General features: G+C 41.7%; 17 protein-coding genes. 13 read left to right on the top strand and 4 right to left on the bottom strand.

Annotated elements, in window-relative coordinates; genetic code table 11:
* Window positions 1-262 precede the first annotated feature (262 nt).
* Window positions 263-907, top strand: coding sequence for a thiamine phosphate synthase (gene thiE, locus QR40_RS09635; RefSeq protein WP_044294640.1), 645 nt, complete (start codon window positions 263-265; stop codon window positions 905-907).
* Entirely contained in the window at window positions 895-1,551 is a 657-nt protein-coding gene (locus QR40_RS09630) for an HAD family hydrolase (protein WP_027296367.1), read from the top strand. Before thiE ends, QR40_RS09630 begins: the two co-directional genes overlap by 13 nt.
* Here the strand turns inward: QR40_RS09630 and QR40_RS33610 are convergent.
* On the bottom strand, window positions 1,543-1,590 hold the full coding sequence (locus tag QR40_RS33610) for a hypothetical protein (protein WP_377146289.1): 48 nt from the start codon (window positions 1,588-1,590) through the stop codon (window positions 1,543-1,545). The genes QR40_RS09630 and QR40_RS33610 overlap by 9 nt on opposite strands.
* Here QR40_RS33610 and QR40_RS33105 point away from each other — a divergent pair.
* Window positions 1,570-1,812 carry a DUF6783 domain-containing protein gene (locus QR40_RS33105; RefSeq protein WP_081998838.1) on the top strand — a complete coding sequence of 81 codons (243 nt, stop codon included), beginning with the start codon at window positions 1,570-1,572 and terminating at the stop codon, window positions 1,810-1,812. The two genes, QR40_RS33610 and QR40_RS33105, sit on opposite strands and share 21 nt — an antisense overlap.
* A complete protein-coding gene (thiD, locus tag QR40_RS09625; protein WP_044294638.1) occupies window positions 1,809-2,588 on the top strand; it encodes a bifunctional hydroxymethylpyrimidine kinase/phosphomethylpyrimidine kinase in 780 nt (259 codons plus the stop codon). The genes QR40_RS33105 and thiD overlap by 4 nt, the downstream gene beginning before the upstream one ends.
* A gap of 3 nt (window positions 2,589-2,591) precedes the next feature.
* Here thiD and QR40_RS09620 read toward each other — a convergent pair whose 3' ends face one another.
* Complete coding sequence (locus QR40_RS09620; RefSeq protein ID WP_044294636.1) at window positions 2,592-3,587, bottom strand: LacI family DNA-binding transcriptional regulator; 996 nt, start codon at window positions 3,585-3,587, stop codon at window positions 2,592-2,594.
* Window positions 3,588-3,742: 155 nt separating this feature from the next.
* Here QR40_RS09620 and QR40_RS09615 point away from each other — a divergent pair, with 155 nt between their 5' ends.
* From QR40_RS09615 to QR40_RS09605, 3 genes are all read left to right on the top strand, one after another.
* Entirely contained in the window at window positions 3,743-6,004 is a 2,262-nt protein-coding gene (locus QR40_RS09615; RefSeq protein ID WP_044294635.1) for a glycogen/starch/alpha-glucan phosphorylase, read from the top strand.
* Window positions 6,005-6,087: 83 nt separating this feature from the next.
* Window positions 6,088-7,050 (top strand): C39 family peptidase, encoded by a 963-nt coding sequence (locus tag QR40_RS09610; protein ID WP_081998837.1) that lies wholly within the window; start codon window positions 6,088-6,090, stop codon window positions 7,048-7,050.
* A 234-nt stretch (window positions 7,051-7,284) separates the two neighbouring features.
* A complete protein-coding gene (locus QR40_RS09605; protein WP_044294633.1) occupies window positions 7,285-8,100 on the top strand; it encodes a MerR family transcriptional regulator in 816 nt (271 codons plus the stop codon).
* A gap of 196 nt (window positions 8,101-8,296) precedes the next feature.
* Here QR40_RS09605 and ymfI read toward each other — a convergent pair whose 3' ends face one another.
* Window positions 8,297-9,028 carry an elongation factor P 5-aminopentanone reductase gene (ymfI, locus tag QR40_RS09600; RefSeq protein WP_027296372.1) on the bottom strand — a complete coding sequence of 244 codons (732 nt, stop codon included), beginning with the start codon at window positions 9,026-9,028 and terminating at the stop codon, window positions 8,297-8,299.
* Complete coding sequence (galT, locus tag QR40_RS09595) at window positions 9,028-10,521, bottom strand: UDP-glucose--hexose-1-phosphate uridylyltransferase (protein ID WP_044294631.1); 1,494 nt, start codon at window positions 10,519-10,521, stop codon at window positions 9,028-9,030. Before galT ends, ymfI begins: the two co-directional genes overlap by 1 nt.
* A 295-nt stretch (window positions 10,522-10,816) precedes the next feature.
* Between galT and QR40_RS09590 the strand changes: the two genes are divergently transcribed.
* The 6 genes from QR40_RS09590 to QR40_RS09565 all read left to right on the top strand — a co-directional run bounded on the left by QR40_RS09590 (window position 10,817) and on the right by QR40_RS09565 (window position 22,989).
* A complete protein-coding gene (locus tag QR40_RS09590; protein ID WP_027296374.1) occupies window positions 10,817-11,497 on the top strand; it encodes a WecB/TagA/CpsF family glycosyltransferase in 681 nt (226 codons plus the stop codon).
* A gap of 4 nt (window positions 11,498-11,501) precedes the next feature.
* Window positions 11,502-12,380, top strand: coding sequence for a YitT family protein (locus tag QR40_RS09585; protein WP_027296375.1), 879 nt, complete (start codon window positions 11,502-11,504; stop codon window positions 12,378-12,380).
* A 147-nt stretch (window positions 12,381-12,527) separates the two neighbouring features.
* The gene (locus QR40_RS09580; protein ID WP_027296376.1) at window positions 12,528-13,616 is read left to right on the top strand and encodes a PucR family transcriptional regulator; all 1,089 of its coding nucleotides are present in this window, start codon (window positions 12,528-12,530) and stop codon (window positions 13,614-13,616) included.
* Between the two features lie 247 nt (window positions 13,617-13,863).
* Window positions 13,864-15,120: a S41 family peptidase gene (locus QR40_RS09575; protein ID WP_027296377.1), complete on the top strand. Its 1,257-nt coding sequence runs from the start codon at window positions 13,864-13,866 to the stop codon at window positions 15,118-15,120.
* Between the two features lie 83 nt (window positions 15,121-15,203).
* Complete coding sequence (locus tag QR40_RS09570; protein ID WP_152614192.1) at window positions 15,204-16,109, top strand: RNA polymerase sigma factor RpoD; 906 nt, start codon at window positions 15,204-15,206, stop codon at window positions 16,107-16,109.
* A gap of 142 nt (window positions 16,110-16,251) precedes the next feature.
* Window positions 16,252-22,989: an Ig-like domain-containing protein gene (locus tag QR40_RS09565; protein ID WP_044294627.1), complete on the top strand. Its 6,738-nt coding sequence runs from the start codon at window positions 16,252-16,254 to the stop codon at window positions 22,987-22,989.
* The last annotated feature ends 47 nt before the right edge of the window (window positions 22,990-23,036 follow it).

Raw genomic sequence — 23,036 nt, 5'->3', positions numbered from 1 at the left:
ATTTGACGCTCTCGAAATCCTATGATAAACTAATTAAATATGGTAACAAATGAAACCTTGATACGATATCCAGGGAGCTTGTATGACAGGCTGAGAGGAAGTTATGAACTTCGACCGGTGACCTGATTTTAGGAAATAGTATCAGGGACAAGTCTTGCATCTTCCTGCAGGACTTCTTTTATTTTGCAGGATTATTTGCAGATGTATCATGGATTCTATGATTCATGTGGTTAATATAAGAAGAAATAAGGAGATACCGATTATGAAAGTTAGTGGAAGAGATCTGAAACTGTATGCAGTAACAGACCGTAAATGGGTGGGAGAGCAGTCGCTGGAAGAACAGATAGAGGAAGCGCTGGCTGCCGGGGTTACTTTTTTACAGCTCAGGGAAAAACATATGGAAAAGGACGAACTTCTGGAAGAAGCGAAGCGCATAGGTGAGATTGCAAAGCGTCATCAGGTGCCTTTTTTAATTGACGATGATGTTGAAATGGCAATTGCCTGCGGTGCAGACGGTGTACATATCGGACAAAAAGACATGCCGCCCAAAAGAGCAAGAGAACTTCTAGGAGAAGATAAAATACTTGGGGTCACCGCCAGAACATTAGAACAGGCGAAAAGCGCATGGGAGCAGGGCGCGGATTATCTTGGAGTAGGGGCTGCATTTCCCACATCTACCAAAGACGATACGGAAGTGATTACAAAAGAGACAATCCGGGAGATCTGTGAAGCAGTGCCGATTCCGGTTGTGGTGATCGGCGGCATTACAAAAGAGAAGATCAGGGAACTTCGGAACTGTAAAGCTGCCGGAGTCGCTGTGGTATCAGCGATATTTGCAAGCGAGGACATTACCGGGGCGGTGAAAAGTCTGAAAAAAGAGGTGGAAGAAAATCTATGGGCAGATTAGGAGAAATCGAAGGAGCTATTTTTGATATGGATGGAACACTACTGGATTCCATGGCCATGTGGGAAAATATGGGCAGTATTTATGTGAAAAAGAAAGGGAAAGTACCTGCTCCGGATCTGGATGAAGTTATAAAAGATATGAGCTTTGAGGAATCAGCCCGATATATAAAGGAGCAATATCAGTTCCAGGAAGATATTAAGACAATGATGGATGAAGTGAATCTAATGGTGCAGGAGAATTATCAGGGGAAAATTCAGGGGAAGCCATTTGTAAAAGAGTTTTTGGAGAGCCTGAGAAAAAAGGGGGTTCCCATGTGTGTAGCAACGGCGACGGATGAGCCGTTGGTGAAAACTTGTCTGAAACGATTAGATCTTCTGAAATATTTTAAGGAAATATTTACCTGCAGAAAAGTAGGGGCGGGGAAAGAACGGCCTGATATCTATGAAGCGGCGCTCTCAGAACTGGGAACGAGTAAGGAAAAGACGTTTGTTTTTGAAGACGTTCTTCATGCAGTTAAGACTGCAAAACAGGCGGGATTTCCGGTGGCGGCTCTCTATGATGAAAGTTCCAAAAAGGATTGGGAAGAGATTACAGGGCTGGCAGATATTTCAGCAGTATCTATGGGAGAATTTATTTCAGGATGACCTGGAGCGTGTCTTAGAATTCATTCCCGCCATCTGCACGCCCCACTTTGCGGCATATTTGCCCCGAATTCAGGTTACGTAGCCCGCTATGTGCCCTTCATCCGGGACAAATCTCCCACAAACTGTGACGCGCAGCTGTCAGAAAGCAATTATCAGACACGCTCTGGAGAATATGGACCCGGGTTTCCCAAGGAGACAGGAAATCTGGAAGTGGGCAGTGCAGCAATGAAAATATATAATGGACAGAGGACAACAAAATGAAGAAAATACTTACAATAGCAGGTTCGGACTGCAGTGGCGGAGCGGGGATACAGGCAGATATTAAAACAATCACAGTACATGGAATGTATGCCATGAGCGCTGTTACAGCGTTGACGGCACAAAATACGATGGGGGTATTTGGAATAGAAAAATGTACACCCCAATTTTTAGAACAGCAGCTGGACTGCATATTCCGGGATATTTTTCCGGATGCGGTTAAAATCGGAATGATTCCGGATGCCGGACTGATTCAGTCTGCAGCAGGAAAACTTGCGGAATATGGAGCATTTCGTATTGTTCTGGATCCGGTTATGGTCTCAACCAGCGGCAGAACGTTATTAGAAAAAGAGGCAAGAGATGCGTTCATGAAAAAATTATTGCCGCTGGCTGCTCTGGTTACACCGAATATACCGGAAGCAGAAGTGATGAGTCAGATGAAAATAGAAAGTCCAGGCGATATGGAGACAGCAGCCAGGGTGATCTCCGGTTTCTATGATGGTGCCGTGCTGATTAAGGGCGGGCATCAAAAAGAGACTGCCAATGACCTTTTGTATGAAAATGGAAAAGCAACCTGGTTTTACGAAAAGCATATGGATAATCCGAACACCCATGGAACTGGCTGTACTCTGTCATCTGCAATTGCCTGCCAGCTGGCAAAAGGATATAATATGGAAGGCAGCCTGAGGCGCGCGAAGGAGTATCTATCCGGTGCTATCCGGGCAAATCTGGATTTGGGACAGGGCGCGGGACCTTTGAACCACTGTTACCGTATTTAATAATTAATGCATGATATAGCAAGTGGAATCACGTTCAACGAAGGCAGGGCGCATTTCAATCCGGCTGATGGGAACACCTTTGATCAGGCTATCCACAAGAATAAATGCACTTTTACCAAGATCTACCCGGTTTTGGCGGACCGTAGTCAATGCCGGGGTCAGATATCTGGCCAGGGGAAGGTCATCATATCCGGTAACACTGATGTCCTCGGGAACCTTTTTCCCCATATTATAAAGTTGTTTAATTACGCCGGATGCAATAAAATCACTGGCGCAGATAATCGCAGTTGCTCCTTTTTCCAGAAAATGAGGTACATATAAGGGAGCGCAGTCTACATGGTAATCACCATAAGCAATCAGGTCTAAATCAAGATCTATTTTATTTACCCACAGAAAATGTTTGTACGCATTCAGACGGCGTTCCGTAATCATAGAATCCTGGTTACCGCAGAGCATGGCGATCCGTTTGTGCCCTTTTGCGGCTAGATGGTTAACCACACCTTTCATGCCTTCAAAATTATCGGTACCTACATATCCTACCCAGGGATTGTCTTCAATGTAATTATCTAAAAGCGCCGTAGGAACTTTGGTATGGTTCAGCTGTTTTAAATAGTCATCGTGAAGGCGGAAACCAAGAAGAAATGCTCCTGAATAGCCATTTTTTAACATAAAGGTATCATATTTCTCACGGGTCTGCATAGAAAGGTTGGTGGGAACAATCGTAACCTCATAGTCGTTGCGGACTGCGGCCTGTTCAAAGCCGGAGATAATTTCATAACCAAACTGGTCTACATTTTCATAGTTCATATCTTCAACCATAATGCAGATTTTGCGCATTACTTTGCCCTGCAGGGATTTTGGTTTATATCCCAGTTCCACCGCGGCGTCCAGTACGGACTGACGCATTTTTTCACTAATGTCGCTTGCACCGTTCAGGCCTTTGGAAACGGTGGCGGGTGAGATGCCTAATTTTTTTGCTATATCTTTAATTGTCGCCATAAGATTTCCTCCGAGTAACGAACTTTCTGGCAGTTCGAAAATTATATTGACAATATACCATAAAAATGATAATATGGCAATGAAAAGTTTCGAAAAGTTTCGAAAAAAATAATATGAAAATTACGAGAGCCATTTATGAATCAGGAGGTAATAGAATGTTAGAAAAAGAATTAAACGGATACCTGGAAGAAAAATTTCAAAAGACAATTGCAGAATGCTCTGATGAAGAAATTTATCTTGGACTCTTACAACTTACGAAGAATCACATAAAAAAATCAGGTAAAAACAGTGGGGAAAAGAAACTGTATTATATATCAGCAGAATTTTTAATTGGAAAGCTTTTATCCAACAACCTGATTAATCTGGGGCTGTATGACCAGGTAAAAGAGATTCTTTGCAAAAATAAAAAAGATCTGACACAGATAGAAGAAGCAGAACTGGAACCTTCCCTTGGAAATGGCGGACTGGGCAGACTGGCTGCCTGCTTTTTAGACTCGATTGCAACCCTTGGCTTAAATGGCGATGGAATCGGACTGAATTACCATTATGGACTGTTCCGCCAGATTTTTGAAAATAATAAGCAAAAAGAATTGACAAATCCCTGGATTACAGAGCAAAGCTGGCTGACAAAGACAGATACGCATTTTGAAGTTCCGTTCAAAGGATTTAAGCTGATTTCCAGCCTTTATGATATTGACGTTACCGGATATCATAACCACGCTAATAAACTGCATTTATTTGATATCGACATAGTGGATGAATCCATTGTAGAAGAGGGGATTCATTTTGATAAAAATGATATCCTTCACAATCTGACGTTGTTTCTGTATCCGGATGACAGTGATGAAAAGGGACAGCTGCTTCGTATTTACCAGCAGTATTTTATGGTCAGTAATGCAGCACAGCTGATTATCCGGGAATGCAGGGATAATGGCTACAGCCTTCATGATTTATACAAACACGCAGTGGTTCAGATAAATGATACCCATCCTTCTATGGTAATTCCGGAATTGATCCGCCTGTTAATAAAAGAAGGGATCTCAATGGATGAAGCCATCTGCATTGTCAGCAAAACGTGTGCATATACCAATCATACGATTCTGGCTGAGGCTCTGGAAAAATGGCCAAGATACTATCTGGAAAAAGCCGTACCACATCTGCTTCCGATTATAGATGAACTGGACAGAAGAATCAAAGAAAAATATACGGATGAAAAAGTAGCAATTATTGACAAAGACAACCGCATACACATGGCACATATGGATATTCATTATGGTTTCAGCGTAAATGGGGTTGCGGCTCTTCATACACAGATTTTAAAAGAATCTGAATTGAAGCATTTTTATGATATTTATCCTGAAAAATTTAATAATAAGACAAATGGAATTACATTCCGCCGCTGGCTGATGCATTGTAATCCGGAATTGACAGAACTGATTAGCGGACTTATCGGAGAAGGCTTTAAAGAGGATGCGGACTGTCTGAAAGAATTACGCAAATTTGCAGAAGATGAAAAAGTTTTAAAAAGCCTTCTGGAGATTAAAAACAAAGACAAAGCAGCATTAAAGGAGTATCTGAAAGAAACTCAGGGGATAGAAATTGATGAATATTCCATCTATGATATTCAGATCAAACGTCTGCACGAGTATAAAAGACAGCAGATGAATGCACTTTATATTATTCACAAATATCTGGAAATAAAGGGAGGAAAACTTCCAAAGAGACCGATTACCATGATCTTTGGTGCAAAAGCTGCTCCGGCATATGTGATAGCAAAAGATATTATTCACCTTATTTTATGCCTTCAGGAAATGATTTCCAGGGATGCCAGTGTTCGACCATACTTAAACGTGGTAATGGTGGAAAACTATAATGTAACCAAAGCGTCTAAACTGATTCCGGCCTGCGATGTATCTGAACAGATATCACTGGCGTCCAAGGAAGCCAGCGGAACCGGAAATATGAAATTCATGTTAAATGGAGCCGTAACCCTTGGTACTGAAGATGGGGCTAATGTGGAAATTCACCAGCTGGTTGGTGATGACAATATTTATATTTTTGGAAAATCAAGTGAAGAAGTCATTGCCCATTACGAGAAAGCCGATTATGTATCAAAAGATCTCTATGATACCGATGCAGCCATCAGAGAAATGGTGGATTTTATTGTGAGCAAAGAGATGATAAAGATTGGCTGTGAAGAAAACTTAAGCAGATTTCATCAGGAATTGATTCATAAAGACTGGTTTATGACACTTCTGGATATCAATGATTATATTGAGACAAAAGATAAAGCGTTTACGGATTATGAAGATAGAATGGCATGGGCTAAAAAGATGCTGGTAAATATCAGCGAAGCAGGCTATTTTTCATCTGACAGGACGATCAGGCAATATAATGAGGAGATCTGGAAATTGTAAAATAGTTTGGACATCACAAAAGTTCATACTTTTTTTACAAAAATAGATACCACATTTTAGAAAATTGTGGTATTATAGAAATTATGATGAAGAAGAAAAATAAATTTACCAAAAGGCTTACTAAGATTGCACTTGTCATAGGAGCAGAAGTTTTGCTGTTCAGTGGCTGCCTGGTGATGATATACGCTCGTGGGACAGGAGAGAGTGAGAATCAGGGAACATATCAGGAAAATGTCACATTAGGAACAAAAGAAACAAATGCAGGAGCAGAAAAACAAAGCAGTCTCCAGGCAGGAACAAATCAGGATAAGAATATTACTTCTCCGGTGAATGAACAGAAGACAGCAGGAACCGCACAGGTTTCTAATAATTATAATACGGTTGCTACAGAAAAGATGATGGAATCAGAAAGCGAAACCGAGACAGACGTTAACGATGATTCCGCTGTATCAGCAGCTAAGACAGAATCGGAAATGCTTTATGTAGAACCGATAAGTCAGCTTCCGGAACTGCCCACAGGCTGTGAGATTACATCACTGACTATGGCACTTAATTATGAAGGCTATGATATTGATAAAGAAGATCTGGCGGACAACTATCTCACCAAGGGAAGACCGGGTGTAAATAGTTATGAAGATGCTTTTCTTGGAAATCCAAGAGAAGAAGATTCTTATGGATGCTTTGCACCGGTAATTGTCAGAACAGCTAATAAGTATCTGACAGAACAGAACAGCGCAAAGCGTGCGTATGATGTCAGCGGCACAGAACTGGAAGATTTATTTGATGAGATCCGAGCTGGAAATCCGGTTATTATCTGGGGCTCTATGAATATCGATGTAGATATTGAATATACAGACGAATGGGAAATTGACGGCAAGCTGCTGCGCTGGCCTGGCAATGAACACTGTATGGTATTAAGCGGATTTGATTTAAATAATGAGACCGTCACTGTATGTGATCCGTTACGGGAAGTAGAGACGTATGATTTCGATTCCTTTGAAAGACATTTCAAACAGATGGACAAGATGGCAGTAGTGATTAAATAAAGAAATTGGTAATTGAGGACTATGGAATGTAAGAAGCCTGGCTTTTTATATTCTGTAGTCCTTTTTTATTGTTACATGCTGTTATACATGATAAAATGGAGTCAGATGCTGGTATCAATTAATACCGGATCTGATCCTGGGACAGGGGGAATATGAGATGACGGAAAAATTAGAGCAGTACCGCATCAGCAATCAGAAGATTGGGCAGACAGAGTAAGCACAGGAGGCATATAAATGTTTAAAATAGGCGAGTTTTCAAAGCTAACGCAGGTATCAATCCGAATGTTACGGTATTACGACGAGACAGGCTTGTTAAAACCAGCGGGAACCGACCATTTTACTAATTACAGATTCTATTCTGCTGATCAGATCTCTACTTTGAACAAAATCGTATTTTTGCGGGATTTAGGATTTCATGTTTCGGACATTGCAGCTGCACTCAGCCAGTGGGATGATAACTTTATTGTAAACCAGCTTGACAACAAACGTCAGGAAATCGAACGAACAATTAAAGCTGAACAGGATAAGTTATCCAAAATAGAGCAGGCAAAAAAAGATATACGTCAGGAAAAAATAGAGATACATTATAATGTTTCCATAAAATCCGTTCCTGGCGCTCAGGTGCTTTCTTTAAGACGGGTTGTTCCTTCCTATTATTCGGAAGGTCAGTTGTGGAAAGAAATGACCGCTTTTTCAGCGGAGAATAAGATTTCGGTTTCTAGCAATACGTTTGCTATTTATCATGATAGCGATTACAGAGAAAAAAATGTGGATATTGAAATATGTGCACCTGTCTCACGGATGGATAAGGATAAAGATGGTTTTACATTTCGGAATATAGAACCCGTACCAATCATGGCAAGCACTATGGTCTACGGGTCTTTTGAAAATATTTCTGGTGTATTTCTTTCCTTTGCAGGCTGGCTGGAAGAACACAGCCAGTATAAAATGCTGGGACAAAGCAGACAGTTTGTCCATCGCGGACCATGGAATGAGAAAAACAGTGATAATTTCCTCACAGAAATACAAATACCATTAGAAAAAATATAATAATAGTTTCAAACAATATGCCTGTACATTTCCTGCTGTACAGGCATATCGTAAAGTTGGATCTGAAATTTACTATGGTAAATATTCCGGTACGAAAACATATACCTTAAAATAAGTTAAAGAAGAGGAGTGCCGGTTTTGGCACTCCTCGAATCGTTACGCTTCAAACAGTTGTTCTTTAGGATTAACGATTGGTCTAAATCCAGCCCCCGTCAAACTTAATGACCTGACCGGTGAGGTAGGAATGGCTCCGGCAGAGATCGTACACCAGATCGGCAACTTCTTCCGGTTTTCCAAAACGGTCCGCAGGTATCTCTTCAATCAGGGCGGCACGCTCTTCCTGGCTTAAAAATTGATTCATTTCCGTATCAATTGCTCCACAGGCAATGGCATTCACCTGGATATTACTGGGTGCAAGTTCTTTTGCCAGCGCCATCGTAAGAGAGTTCAGCCCGCCCTTTACTGCAGAGTATGCAGCTTCACAGGAAGCTCCAACACATCCCCAAACGGAAGAAATATTAATGATCTTACCTCTCTTGTTTGAAAGCATCAGAGGAATTGCTTTTTGGCTGCAGTAAACGGCAGAAGACAGATTTGTCTGCAAAATGCGGTTCCACTCTGCAGGAGAAAGATCGGTAAAAAGTCCTACATAGGAGATGCCTGCGTTATTCACAACTACATCCAGCGTTTGAAAACGGGAAGTAATCTCACAAAAAAGGTTTCCTACAGTTTCTGCGTCGCCCATGTCTCCCACAAAGGGGAAACAGGTCACACCGTATGTTTGTTCAATGATATTCCGGGTTTCTTCTAAAAGACGGTCATTCTTCAAACAGGTAATAATAACCTGATATCCTTCGCTGGCAAGTTTTACGGCAATGGCGCGTCCGATGCCCCTGGAAGCCCCGGTGATAAGTGCGGTTCTTGGCATTACAGAGTACCTATAAAGCGCATAAAGCCTTCCCGGCCTTCTGCTGTACATTTGTAGACTCCGGCATGCTCCAGAACTTTCATAAATACCAGACCGATTTCATCGTTCAGGATTTGTTTGACATTACTTTCATCGATTTTTTCATATTTTGCAGAAAATGCTTCTGCCCAATCTGCATGTTTTTCAAGATCCTCGCTGGAACGGATATCTTTACCGGCAGTAATATAATCTGCAAGCTGTTCCATTTCTGATTTCAAACGTGCCGGAAGAACGGCAAGTCCCATAACCTCGATCAGTCCGATGTTTTCTTTTTTAATATGGTGAAGTTCTGTATGAGGATGATATACACCCAAAGGATGTTCCTCTGTAGTAATGTTGTTTCTCAGAACCAGATCTAATTCATATGCATCACCGCGTTTACGGGCTATTGGGGTAATGGTATTATGAGGTTCCCCTTCTGTATTTGCGAAGATGAAAGACGCTTCGTCCGTATATCCTCTCCAGGCATTTAAAATGTGGTCAGCCAGATCAATAATACGGCCGGCATCGGTACAGCTGATACGTATTACAGACATAGGCCATTTTACGATTCCTGCTGTGACATCTTCAAATCCTTTTATGCTGAATGAGGATTCAATGGGAGCCTTAGCCATGGCGAATTCATAGTTGCCGCCCTGGAAATGGTCATGGCTCAAAATAGATCCGCCAACAATCGGAAGATCTGCATTGGATCCTACAAAATAGTGCGGGAACTGTTTAACAAAATCCAAAAGTTTTCCAAAGGTATCCCGTTCAATTTTCATAGGGATATGTTTGGTATTGAATACGATGCAGTGCTCATTGTAATAAACGTAAGGAGAGTACTGGAATCCCCACTGGCTGTTATTAATAGTAACAGGTATAATGCGGTGGTTCTGTCTTGCAGGATGATTCACTCTTCCGGCATAGCCTACATTTTCAGGACAGAGAAGACATTTTGGGTATCCGCTCTGTTTTGCAAGTTTTGCGGCAGCAATAGCCTTAGGATCTTTTTCCGGTTTGGAAAGGTTGATTGTAATATCCAGATCTCCGTAAGGAGTAGGGGTTTCCCATTTCATATCCTTTTTAATGCGGTATCTGCGGATGTAATCAGTATCCTGACTTAATTTATAGAAATAATCGGTTGCAGCTTTGGGATCTTTTGCATACAGATCCAGGAACTTCTTTACAACTTCCGAGGGTCTCGGAACCAGACGTCCCATAATTTTTGTATCAAATAAATCACGGTATACAACACTGTTTTCTTTCATAATACCATGTTCGTAAGCATAATCCATGATGTTAGAAAGCACTTCTTCCAAGTTAATATCAGTGTAATCTTCCTGTGGTTCATCGTATTCTTCCATCTCCAGTAACTCCAATAGGGCATTGGTAGTGTAGATGCGGTCTGTCTCCTCGATCAGTCCCGTTTGAAGTCCATAGGTAACCAGTTTCTTAATGTCATTGTAGATCATTTTCTTTCCTCCGCTTATTATTATTTAGAATAAATTCTATAGGCAGGTAAAATAAGTATATATCACACCTGTAAAAGGGCAGACAGGCGAAAATACAATATATAAATATTAACATAAAATTTTATGATTTGAAATAGGAAATTGTTTAGAGTCTGGAGAAAAAAATTACACATTCATTAATTACATGTTAACAAAATAGGTATTGCTTGAAATTAAAAGTAAAGTCTGTTATCATTGTTTTACGATGCAGGATTATGCAATTTGCTAAATCGGATTTAAGGTAGTAGGTGATAAGATGAATGAGAATATAGAAATACTGGGCATTAAGATCGATAATGACAGTGTAGAAGAAGCAGTGAACAAAGTGGCAGGATTTCTGGAGAGAGATTCTCTTAGCACGGTAGGGATGATATTTGCAAATGTTCTGGTGGAAGCGGTAAAAGAGCCGGGATGGACAGACAAGATGGGGACGATGGATTTGAATATCATCGGAGACAAGGAAGTCTGGAAGGTCTGCGGCGAAGAATTAAAACAGTCATTAGAAGAGATAGAAGATAACAGTTTTCTAAAAGGCATATGCAGCTATGCGATGGAACATAATAAGACAGTCGCATTGTTAACAGAGAAAGATTCGGAAAGGTTGATTTTTCAAAAGCATATGAAAAAGCAGCACAGGGGATTAAATATCGTGGGTACTTTTTCTCTGGATGATGCAACGGAGGATGAAGACAGTATCGTAAATCTGCTGAACGCTTCGGCGGAAGACATTATCATAGCAGCAATTCCAAGCCCTTATGAAGAAGAATTTCTGATGGGGTGCAGACAGAAACTGGGTGCCAGAGTCTGGATTGGAATGGGACAAACTGCAACATCATTAATGAATGTGGAATCAAAGGTTAACTTTTTGGGCAAACTGATAGAAAAGAGGATATTTAAGAGAAAAGTATCAAAATATCAGAGCGAAAAGGGGGAGTAATCCCATGGAATTTCACAGGAAAAGACCGGTATATCTTGATTATTTAATGATGTTTGTGGGAACTGCACTGATGGCAGTTGCCATTAACTCTATCTATGAGCCGGCAGATATGGTAACCGGCGGATTTACGGGTGCGGCAATTTTACTGAAGGCCGTGACAGATCCGTTTTTAAAGGGCGGCATACCTCTCTGGCTCACAAATATAGCTTTAAATATTCCGGTTTTTATCCTGGGAATGAAAATTAAGGGGGTTCGTTTTTTAAAGCGGACATTATTTGCGACATTTACCCTGTCATTCTGGCTATATATTATGCCGGTATTTCCCTTAATGAACGAAGATTATATTCTCTCCGCATTGTTTGGCGGCGGGATTATGGGCGTGGGAATCGGACTTGTGTTCATGGCAAGGGGAACAACAGGCGGAACGGATATGGTTGCATCTCTGATACAGAATTACCTTCGCCATTATTCTATTGTCCAGATCATGCAGGTGATTGATGCATTTATCGTATTGATCGGTGCATATGTCTTCGGAATCAGCCGAGCCCTGTATGCTATAATAGCAATACTGGTTACTTCCTGGATTTCTGACCATATGATAGAAGGAATTAATTATTCAAAGATTGCTTTTATTATTACAAACCTCAGGGATGAAGTGGCACATGAAATTATGAATGAATTAGAACGGGGACTGACCGGACTGGATGCAAAGGGAATGTATTCCGGAGAGCATAAAGATATGCTGTTCTGCGTAGTCTCTAAGAAAGAAATCATTCTATTAAAAGAGAGAGTTGCATCCGTAGATCCGGGTGCTTTTGTGGTAGTTAGCGATGCAAAAGAGGTGCTTGGATTGGGTTTTTTAGAGCGTCATTTTGAAAAATGATACTTTTTTACAAAAAAGTATCATTTTTCTCTTTCTTTTTTGGTAGTTTTATATTAGAATACAAGTAGTATTAGCGTTTACAGGGAGAAGAGTGGGAGCGTAATCGTTATCAGGTTTCTTAAATTATGGGAAAAAGGAGTGACATTAGTGATATCAAATCAAATTTTACAAAATACTCTCGATGGTCTGAAGGCGATCGCAAGAGTAGATCTGTGTATTGTAGACACAGAAGGAAGCATGCTTGCAACTACATTTCCGGAGGCAGAGGAATACAGGGAGTCAGCAATGGCGTTCGTATCCTCTCCGGCAGACAGTCAGGTGCTGGCTGGACATCAGTTCTTCAAGGTTTTTGATGAGCATCAGCTTGAATATGTGCTGATTGCAGATGGCAGCAGTGAAGATGTGTACATGATCGGGAAACTGGCTGTTTTCCAGATCCAGAATCTGTTAATTGCTTATAAAGAGAGGTTTGATAAAGATAACTTTATTAAAAACCTGCTTTTAGACAACCTTTTATTGGTGGATATATACAACCGTGCCAAGAAGCTACATATTGAAACGGATGTAAGACGTGTGGTATTTATCCTGGAAACCAGTTATGAGAAAGATAATACTTCTTTAGAGAATGTACGTACTTTCCTGGGAGGCAAATCCGGAGACTTTATTACTGCGGTTGACGAGAAAAGCATCATCGTAGTAAAAGAGCTGGTGAATACAGAAGGCTATCCGGAGATGGATAAAGTGGCCAAAAGTATCATTGACTGCCTGGGACTGGAAAAACGGGAAAAGGCACATATTGCCTATGGAACAATTGTTGGAGAAATCAAGGAAGTATCCAGGTCTTATAAAGAAGCCAGAATGGCACTGGATGTAGGTAAGATCTTCTTTAGTGAAAGAAATGTGATTGCGTACAGTTCCCTTGGGATCGGGCGTCTCATTTACCAGCTGCCCATTCCACTGTGTAAGATGTTTATCCGGGAAATCTTTGATGGTAAATCACCGGATGATTTTGACGAAGAAACATTAACTACGATTAATAAATTCTTCGAAAACAGCCTGAATGTTTCAGAAACTTCAAGACAGCTCTATATTCATAGAAATACGCTTGTTTACCGTCTGGATAAGCTTCAGAAAAGTACCGGACTGGATCTGCGGGTATTCGAAGATGCAATTACCTTTAAGATTGCTTTGATGGTTGTAAAATATATGAAATATATGGAGACTCAGGATTATTAATAGAAGGGTATATGGAACTCTCTGGTAGAATTGACAGAGGGTTCTTCCTTTGCCTGGAGCGTGTAGATGGCGGGAATGAATAATTTACAAAATCTGGAATAAGATAGTTGTGAAAGAAATATGCTTTTACACACTCTTGGGGCAGAATCGCAGGATAGCCTGCGACATGCAAGGTGTCAAGTATGCAGAAGGTTTTGGAACAGGGGAGGGTACTGTTTCAAGATCTTTCTTTTAAAGGAGACGGATAATGGAAGATGACAAGCGGTTTTTTAAGGGGTTTTTGTGTGGGTTGTGTGTGACTGCGGTATTAGGACTGGCAGCATATTTTATTTCCGGTGAGATTGTGAACAGTAAATTGTTTGATCCCGGGCAGGAATCCCAGGAAGAGACATCGCAGAAAGAGAAACAGTCTGAAGAAATTTTAAAATTAGACGACGGAAAAGTCCTGAAGAAAATCGATGAGATAGAGGATGTGATCAACCAGTATTATTTAAATGAAGCCGATGCAGATTTGGTTGAGACACAGTTATACAAGGGTTTGGTGAAGGGGCTGGAAGATCCTTATTCCAATTATTATACAAAGGAAGAGATGGAACAGCTGCAGGAGTCAAATGCAGGTACATACAGTGGCATCGGTGCTGTTATGATGCAGGATAAAGTAACTAAACTGATCACTATTGCCAGGTGCTATGATGGGTTTGGGGCTGCCGAAGCAGGGATTCTGCCGGGAGACATCTTATACAAAGTGGAAAACCAGGACGTCAGCGGACTGGATCTGAACCAGGTAGTTGCGCTGATTAAAGAGAAAAAAGACGGTTCGGTAAATCTGGAATTAAAAAGAGAAGGAAGCGAAGAACCAGTTAAAGCAGAGGTCAAAGTGGGCGCAGTAGAGATGCCTACGGTAAGCAGTGAAATGCTGGATAATAAAATCGGATATATTGCCATTTCAGAGTTTGACGGTGTAACGGAGAAGCAGTTCTCCAATGCATTAGAAAAACTACAAGGCGAATCAATGGAAAAACTCATTATTGATCTTCGTAATAATCCGGGAGGCGTGCTTCAGGTTGCCTGTAAGATGCTGGATCAGATTCTGCCCGAGGGCTTAATTGTATATACGGAAGATAAATATGGAAATAAAAAAGAATATAAATCTGATGCAGAGCATCAGTTTACCAAGCCAATGGTTATACTGGTAAATGGAAACAGTGCCAGTGCATCAGAAGTATTTGCCGGTGCAGTAAAAGATTATGGACTCGGAACTCTGGTTGGCACGACTACTTTTGGAAAAGGAATCGTACAGGGATATAAAGCATTGAGTGATGGTACGACTTTGAAGTTAACGATTGAAAAATATTATACACCAAAAGGAAATAATATCCATGGGGTTGGCATTGATCCGGATGTTGAGGTGAAGCTGGATGAATCACTGGAAAAGAAAGTGGTATTAAACCATGAGGAAGATAACCAGCTTCAAAAAGCCATTTCCGTATTGGAGAAAAAATAAAACCGGATAAAGGAGTGTAAGGTTGAAAGAAAATTACGATGCAGAAAGGACGCCACGATGTGATTCTTTCAACCTGTTTGATTGTGGCAGTATTGCAGGCTTGCCTGCAATATGCAAAGGGAATAAATATGCAGGAAAAAATTATATTCCGTGAAATGCTCAGTGAATTAAAAGCTTATGCGGATACAAAAAATAATGTATTAAATAAAGAAGAAATAAAAGAGTTTTTTAAAAACGCAAATCTGACAGAAGAACAGTATGAATTCATTTATGAATATTTAAACAGCCAGAAAATCGCAGTGGAAGGGTACCAAAAAACTGCGCCTGAAATGGCAGAAGCTAAGGATACAGAGGTATCAGAGGAAGAAATGCGGCAGGTTCAGGAAGAGGAAGATGCATTTTTAAAAATGTATCTGGAAGATCTTGCGGCAAGCAATATCGAACAACTGTCAGAAGAAGAGGAACTGGTACTCTTTAACCAGGCAGCAGGCGGGGATGCCATGGCGAAAAGCCGTCTGATTGAACAGAACCTGAAAAATGTCTATGATCTGGTAATGGAATATAACAATACACAGCTTCCAAAGAGCGATCTGATCCAGGAAGGGAATGTGGGGCTGATTCTGGTAATGGATGCGCTGAAACAGCAGAAAACCCTTTCGGAGTATCGTGAATATATGAAGAAGGAAATCATTCAGGTGTTAGATGATGCGGAGCAGGAACAAAAGGATTTCAAGCACGATGACCAGCAGATAGTGGAGCAGGTAAATTATTTAAATGAAGCAATCAAAAATCTGGAAGAGGATCTGGAAAGAAAGGTCAGTCTGGAAGAACTGTCGGCTTATATTGAAATGCCCGCGGAAGAAATCGAAGCGATCCTGAAAATGGCCGGAGATGAGATTGAATTAACGGATGACAGACATCATCATCATGAAGGACACCATCACCACCATGAAGGCTGTGATCACGGTCAGGAACCGGAAGGGGTATAGAGCGAATTTAATTAAGAAATTCAAATAAAATGATAAGAAAATCATATGAGTTTTTCTGACACTTTTTGGTAAGATAGATTTACACTTGAATATTTGTAAGATTAGATATTCAGATGAATAATCAAAAAGATGGAGGGAAAACATGAAAAAACGATTAGTGGCATTGGGGTTAACATTGTGTATGGTTTGTTCCAGCATAAGTATGACAGCTTTTGCGAAGGAAGAACCGGAACCGGCAGTATCCTTGCTTTCCAGTGAGAATGAGACCGACAGAAGCATGTTGTTCAACGATGGCTGGAAGTTCTTATTGGGAGATCCAGGCGGTGCAGAAAGTAAAGATTTTGATGATACTTCCTGGCGCAGTCTGGATCTTCCTCACGATTGGAGCATTGAATTTGATTTTGATTACAATTCTCCTGCAACATCGGAATGCGGATATCTGGATGGGGGAACCGGCTGGTACCGTAAAACATTTGTATTGCCGGAATCCATGAAGGACAAAGAAATTTCCATTGATTTTGGCGGCGTCTATATGAACAGCACCACCTATGTGAATGGAAAATCAATAGGTAACTATCCATATGGCTATATGCCATTTACATATAATATTACAGATGAGCTGGTCTGCGACGGCAAGACCAAAAATGTGATTGCCGTTAAAGTTGTGAACCAGCTGCAGTCCAGCAGATGGTATTCCGGAAGTGGAATTTACCGGGATGTACATCTGACAGTGACGGATAAAGTTCATGTGGACCATTGGGGAACGCAGATCACTACACCGGATATTGCAAATGGAGCCGGTACGGTAAACGTTACTACCAAGGTGAAAAATGATACCGGTAAAGAACAGACCGTACAGGTCCGCCAGACGGTATTGGACGGGAACGGGCAGGCAGTAACAGACCCTGTGATATCAGAAGATGTAACACTTTCTTCCGGTGATACACAGCCGGTTTCCCAGAGTACTGCAGTAGCAGATCCTGCTCTTTGGTCAACAAAAGATCCAAATCTTTACTATCTGAAGACAGATATTGTAAAAGGGGACAAGGTACTGGATACCAGTGAAAGCAGATTCGGTTTCCGATATACGGAATTCACTACGGATAACGGGTTCTACCTAAATGGAGAGTGGATGAAACTATACGGTGTCTGCATGCATCATGACCAGGGCTCACTTGGGGCAGTTGCCAACTACACGGCAATAGAGCGGCAGATGCGTATTATGAAGGATATGGGTGTAAATGCTATCCGCGTTACCCATAATCCGGCAGATGATAAGCTGATTGAAATCTGTGACAAGATGGGTCTTATGGTAATCGATGAAGCCTTTGACACCTGGCAGGGCGGTAAGAAAACCTATGATTATGGCAGGTTTTTTACGAAAGAGGCAACTCATCCGGATGCAGCACCCAGACAGACCTGGGCAGAATTTGATATTAAAAATATGGTAGAACGGGGAAAGAACTTCCCATCTATTATTATGTGGTCCATCGGAAATGAGATATGGACAACGAACAGTTCACAGGGAGTGCAGACTGCCAAAAATCTTGTGAAATGGGTAAAAGAAATTGATACCACCAGACCTACAACCATCGGAGAAGACAAATTCCGTGGAAACATGGGCGATACCAGTTCCAATCTGGGTAATTCCAATATGGTAGCCGTATTTGATGCCGTAGACATACCGGGACTTAATTATAGTGAGAACCGCTATGATGCCCAGCACAGGGAAAAACCGGAGTGGGCGCTGTATGGTTCGGAAATTGCTTCTGCTACCAGCAGCCGCGGTGTTTATGCCCATCCGGATACTGTCAACAGCGGTGCGTCAATACCTTACCAGCAGTCCTCTTATGACACGGATTGTGTAGGATGGGGAAGAACGGCTCAGGATTCATTAGTAAGAGACCGGGACAGAAAGTTTATCGCTGGTGAATTTGTATGGACCGGATTTGACTATATCGGAGAACCTACACCATGGAACCAGTCTACCACTACACCGCCTAAGAGTTCTTACTTTGGTATCGTAGATACGGCAGGACTTCCAAAAGATTCCTATTATCTCTACCAGAGCCAGTGGACTGACGTAAAAGAAAATCCCATGGTTCATATCCTGCCTCATTGGAACTGGGAAGACAATAACCTGAAATCAAAAGTAACAGACAGAGACGGCAAAATTCCGGTACGGGTTTATACCAATGCACGTTCCGTAGAACTGTATTTTAAACCGGCATCAGATACCAGTGACGGAATAGGAACCCTGGTTGAACAGAAGAAGACATTTGAGACGGTTACACCGTATAAAAATGTTGCAGAAGTAAAAGACAATAAGGATAAGGAATATCAGCAGACGGCAGACGGGAAACTTTATCTGGAATGGCGGCTGAACTATGAACCTGGTACCTTAACCGCAGTTGCATATGACAAAGACGGACAGAAAATCGCTGAGGATGTTGTTTCCAGTGCCACCGATCCAGCATCGGTCAGCCTGAGTCCGGAAAAAAATGTACTTACAGCAGACGGCAGGGACATTTCTTATATCGAAGTGGATATCACGGATGCAAATGGCAATGTTGTTCCCACCGCAGATAATGAAGTTATTTTTAATGTATCAGGAAATGGAAAAATCGTAGGTGTGGATAACGGCGATGCTTCCAGTCATGAGCGGTATAAAGATACAAATGGCGTATGGAAGAGAAAAGCATTTAACGGGAAAGCAGTTGTATTAGTGCAATCCACAAAAGATGCGGGCAGCTTCACCCTGACAGCTTCATCAGAAGGGTTAAGAGGGGATTCAGTCAATGTATTTACAACAGCAACACAGGTTCCGGCAGATCAGATTCTGGGATACAATGCAAAAGCGGTAACTGCAATACTGGGAGAAAAAGTAAATTTTCCTGAAAAAGTGGAAGCCGTATATGGAGATGGAACCAAACAGAAACTGAGTGTAAAATGGGATGATATTCCCAAAGAACTTCTGGAAAAAGAAGGTGTATTCCAGGCAGCGGGTACGGTTGAAACCGGTGACCGGATTGAAATTAAAGTTACGATCATTGGAATTCTCGGTATTAAAGACGTGAGAGTCGTTACCGGTGTTAATGAAATACCACAGCTTCCGGATACAGCTGAGTTAGTATATACAGATGGCAGCCAGAAGAAAGTAAATGTGATCTGGGACGCAATAGCTCCGGAACAGGTTGCTCAGACTGGTGAATTTGAAGTTAAGGGAACTCTGGAAGGGATCGAAAAGCATAGTGCCAAAGCCATTGTAAGGGTAACAGAGGAGCTTGTCTATGCGAAAAATATTGCCACAAGAGAGGGCAGTGCGTTATATCCCAAGCCTTCCGCTTCCTACAATAATGTAGAGGACTATGTCAACAACCATGACAATAATATGTCCTCCAATATTAATGACGGCAATATTTCCAGAACACCATCCTGGAATAACTGGGTAAATGGAAACGGTGATAAGAAAGAATCCTGGGTTCAGCTGGAATTTGAACAAGCAGCTCAGATCGGAAAGGCCGGAATTCATTTCTATACCGACGGACAGACCAGGAAACCTGCAAAGGTTACGATTCAGACCAGTATGGACGGAACAACCTGGACAAATGTGGCTAATCAGGATCACGTAGATGATTTTGGTGATGCAGCAGAGGACTGGGCAAAAGAATATCCGGTTAATTTCGATCCGGTAAATGCGAAGTTTATCCGTATCCTGATGGAAGGCCAGCCAAAAGAAGGTGGTTCTAAACCGGTAGGAATTTCTGAGTTAAAAGTATACACCGGAGTTGCTGCAGTTGGTGAAACGGCGGCATTGGAAGACTTAAAAGTAAATGGTGAATCAATAGAAGGGTTTGCGGCAGATCAGTTTAATTACATGGTTACATCGGCATACCCATATGAAATCCCAACGGTTACGGCAGCAGCCGCAGATCATGGAAGTGTCTTTGTTATACCGGCACAGACTATTGATGATCAGACGAAAGTTTTGGTAAAGAGTGAATCCGGAGAAACAGAGGCAGTTTATACTATAAGCTTTGAAAAAATGCCGCTGAAATTGAGTCAGGCTGAAATAGCTGTGGCGAATACAACCATTTTGGAAAATTCCTCCGAAGTTATTACAACCAAAGCAATATTAGAAGACGGAACCGTTCTTGACAGCAGCCTTGCAGCAGTGGAGTATAAGTTATCCTCCAGAGATGGGGCAAAGGCTGAGATCAGCAAAGGTAAATTAAATGCGATCAAAGAAGGAACCGTAACAATTCAGGCAGAAGTGACCTATAACGGAGCAGTAATAAAAGCCAGTCCGGTGAAAGTCACCATAGAAAAAAATAAAGAAGAAGTACAGATTAATTCTTACGAAGAAGTGAGGGTAACCACAAAACCGGGGATTGCACCTGTATTGCCGGGTACCGTAAAAGCTTCTGTAGAAGGCAGTTTTGAAAGAGACGTGGAAGTAACCTGGGACAGTATCCCGGAAGCGGATTATTCAGAATTCGGCAGCATCAGAATCCGGGGATTTGTGGTAGGGCAGAGCCTGCGTCCTACAGCAGTAATTGAAGTGAAAGATGTGGTATCCGCTATGCAGTACGCCCTTGCCACACCGGTAAATGTAATACCATCTATGCCTGAGACAACTACCGTTTATTACAGCGATGGAACGGCAGTCTCAGAAGTTCCCGTGATATGGGAAGAAATGAACCAGGAGCAGTTTAATGTGGCTGATGATACCATTGTAACCGTACAGGGTACGGCAGAGAAAGATGGTACCACAGTTCCTGTAACGGCACAGATTCGTGTAACATCCACGGATGTGGAAACCTCAGAAAATTATTACCAGCTTAGAAACGGATATGAACTGCCGTTTGCGGTTGCATCCTTTACCAATGACGGGGCTGACTCTACAGACCGTGTATATAAACTCAATGATGGAAACATCAGTTTTGCACAGCAGGACGCAGATGGTAAAAACATCTGGTGTAACTGGCAGCGTGTCGGAAGGCCTGGTGACTGGGTTGGCGTAATCATGGCTAAAGAAGGTGATGTGGTAGAGCGGTTTGCCGACAACCTGAAAGTTGGATTTTTCAAAGAGTCGGGTTCCAACGGAATTCAATATCCTACGACCTTAAAAATAGAATACTACACAGGTCCTACGGACTTTGAGATTCCGGGATTTTCAGAGGTGAAAAATCCAAGAGGACATATTGCAGAAATAGCGGATCATCCATTTAATGATGATGCAAACTGGACGGAGGTTACTTATCTGAATGCAGACGGAGAAGTGATGGATACACCGCCGGAAATTGTGTCGGAAGACATGACAAATATTGATTTTGTTCCAGTTAAAACCTGTGTCGTACGTGTAAATATGGAGTCTGACACATCAAAGGCTTTTGGTATTACCGAGATTCAGGCGTTTGGAAAAAATGCACGGCAACAGTCGGACTACCAGGTTAAAGATTTAAAGGCAGGGGAAGCATCCATTGAAGGTTTTGATCCCGAAATCAGCGATTATGTCATGAAACTGGACAACGATACGATTCCTCAGATTTCGGCTGAATGGACTGAAGGGACTAAAAATGCTTCAGTAACAATATTACAGGCAACAAAGGCAAATCCTATTGCAAAAGTAATAACGCTTGCAGAAAATGGAATGCCGGATACAAAGAAAATCTACACGGTTAAATTTAATATCCCAACGGACAGGACAAAACTGGATAAAGCGGTTGCAGATGCAAAGTCCATGGAAGAAGGGAAATATACGAAAGCTTCTTACCGATATCTGGCGGATGCATTAAAAGATGCCGGTGAATTAAAAGCAGATGCACTCCAAGGAGAGATTAATGACGCCGTACGTGCAATTTACTCTGCCATCGACGGTTTGACGGAGAAAGCAGATGTAAAAGATCTGGTGAAGGCTCTTCAAACAGCAGATAAGATGATAGAAATGTCTGACGCCTATACACCGGATTCCTTAAGCGGACTTCCGGCAGCAATCAGTAATGCCCAGAAAATTAGGGATAAGGATACAGCTGCCCAGAAGGAAGTGAATGAAGCGGTTAAGGCATTAAATTCAGAAATACAAAAAGTACTCAAAAAGGCAGATAAAAAGAATCTGACAGCATTGGTACAGGAAGTAGAGAAAAAAGACCTGAGCAAATATACACCGGAAAGTGCGGCAGCATTTAAAAATGTGCTTGCACAGGCGCAGCATCTGCTGGTAGACGGCAATATTTCCATAAACGACCAGAAAAAGGTAGATGATATGTATCAATCACTGAAATCTGCGGAAAGTCTTCTGGTAATGGCAAATGCAGCAAAACCGGATGTTAAAGTGCAGGTTCCGGGTGCCGTAAATGGTGTGAAAGTCACCAGGACATATACAGCATCCATGAACGTGACCTGGCAGAAAGCACCGCGCGCAGAAAAGTACCGCGTTTCCGTTTACCGCTACAGTTCAAAGAAATGGAGTGTTGCAGGCGAGACGACAGGTACCAGTATGAAGATTCGAAATCTGGCACCGGGTGAAAAATACAGTGTAAAGATCGCACCGCTGAATGAAAGCGGACTAGGTGTAGAATCCTTATCCGTTAAGACAGCTACCCGGCCGTTAAAAGCAAAGATTAAATCCATTAAAAAATATGGGAAATCCTCGGCTAAGATCACCAGTGTGAAACAGTCCTGCACCGGATACGCTTTATACGAAAGAGTAAAACCGGGCAAATACACAAAAGTGACGGCAAAATCTAAAAATATGCTGATCAGAAAAGGCATGAAAAAAGGAAAAACATATACTTATAAAGTTCGGGCATATGTGAAAAATGGGGATCAGACCTATTGGGGTAAATATTCTAAGGCAATAAAGTATAAAGTGAAATAGGAAAAAGCAGCATCCTGTGTGATTCGCCATCGGCGGTAATCCACAGG

Origin of the sequence: Robinsoniella peoriensis (genome assembly GCF_000797495.1) — a bacterium.
GTDB classification, from domain to species: domain Bacteria; phylum Bacillota; class Clostridia; order Lachnospirales; family Lachnospiraceae; genus Robinsoniella; species Robinsoniella peoriensis.
The sequence above is the reverse complement of the archived record's forward strand: the minus strand, read 5'-3'. Positions and strand labels throughout refer to the sequence as shown.

Bases quoted from the DNA above. Each gene is read 5' to 3' on its own strand.
- thiE (WP_044294640.1), top strand. From the start codon at position 263: ATGAAAGTTAGTGGAAGAGATCTGAAACTGTATGCAGTAACAGACCGT.
- QR40_RS09630 (WP_027296367.1), top strand. From the start codon at position 895: ATGGGCAGATTAGGAGAAATCGAAGGAGCTATTTTTGATATGGATGGA.
- thiD (WP_044294638.1), top strand. From the start codon at position 1,809: ATGAAGAAAATACTTACAATAGCAGGTTCGGACTGCAGTGGCGGAGCG.
- QR40_RS09620 (WP_044294636.1), bottom strand. From the start codon at position 3,587: ATGGCGACAATTAAAGATATAGCAAAAAAATTAGGCATCTCACCCGCC.
- QR40_RS09615 (WP_044294635.1), top strand. From the start codon at position 3,743: ATGTTAGAAAAAGAATTAAACGGATACCTGGAAGAAAAATTTCAAAAG.
- QR40_RS09610 (WP_081998837.1), top strand. From the start codon at position 6,088: ATGATGAAGAAGAAAAATAAATTTACCAAAAGGCTTACTAAGATTGCA.
- QR40_RS09605 (WP_044294633.1), top strand. From the start codon at position 7,285: ATGTTTAAAATAGGCGAGTTTTCAAAGCTAACGCAGGTATCAATCCGA.
- ymfI (WP_027296372.1), bottom strand. From the start codon at position 9,028: ATGCCAAGAACCGCACTTATCACCGGGGCTTCCAGGGGCATCGGACGC.
- galT (WP_044294631.1), bottom strand. From the start codon at position 10,521: ATGATCTACAATGACATTAAGAAACTGGTTACCTATGGACTTCAAACG.
- QR40_RS09590 (WP_027296374.1), top strand. From the start codon at position 10,817: ATGAATGAGAATATAGAAATACTGGGCATTAAGATCGATAATGACAGT.
- QR40_RS09585 (WP_027296375.1), top strand. From the start codon at position 11,502: ATGGAATTTCACAGGAAAAGACCGGTATATCTTGATTATTTAATGATG.
- QR40_RS09575 (WP_027296377.1), top strand. From the start codon at position 13,864: ATGGAAGATGACAAGCGGTTTTTTAAGGGGTTTTTGTGTGGGTTGTGT.
- QR40_RS09565 (WP_044294627.1), top strand. From the start codon at position 16,252: ATGAAAAAACGATTAGTGGCATTGGGGTTAACATTGTGTATGGTTTGT.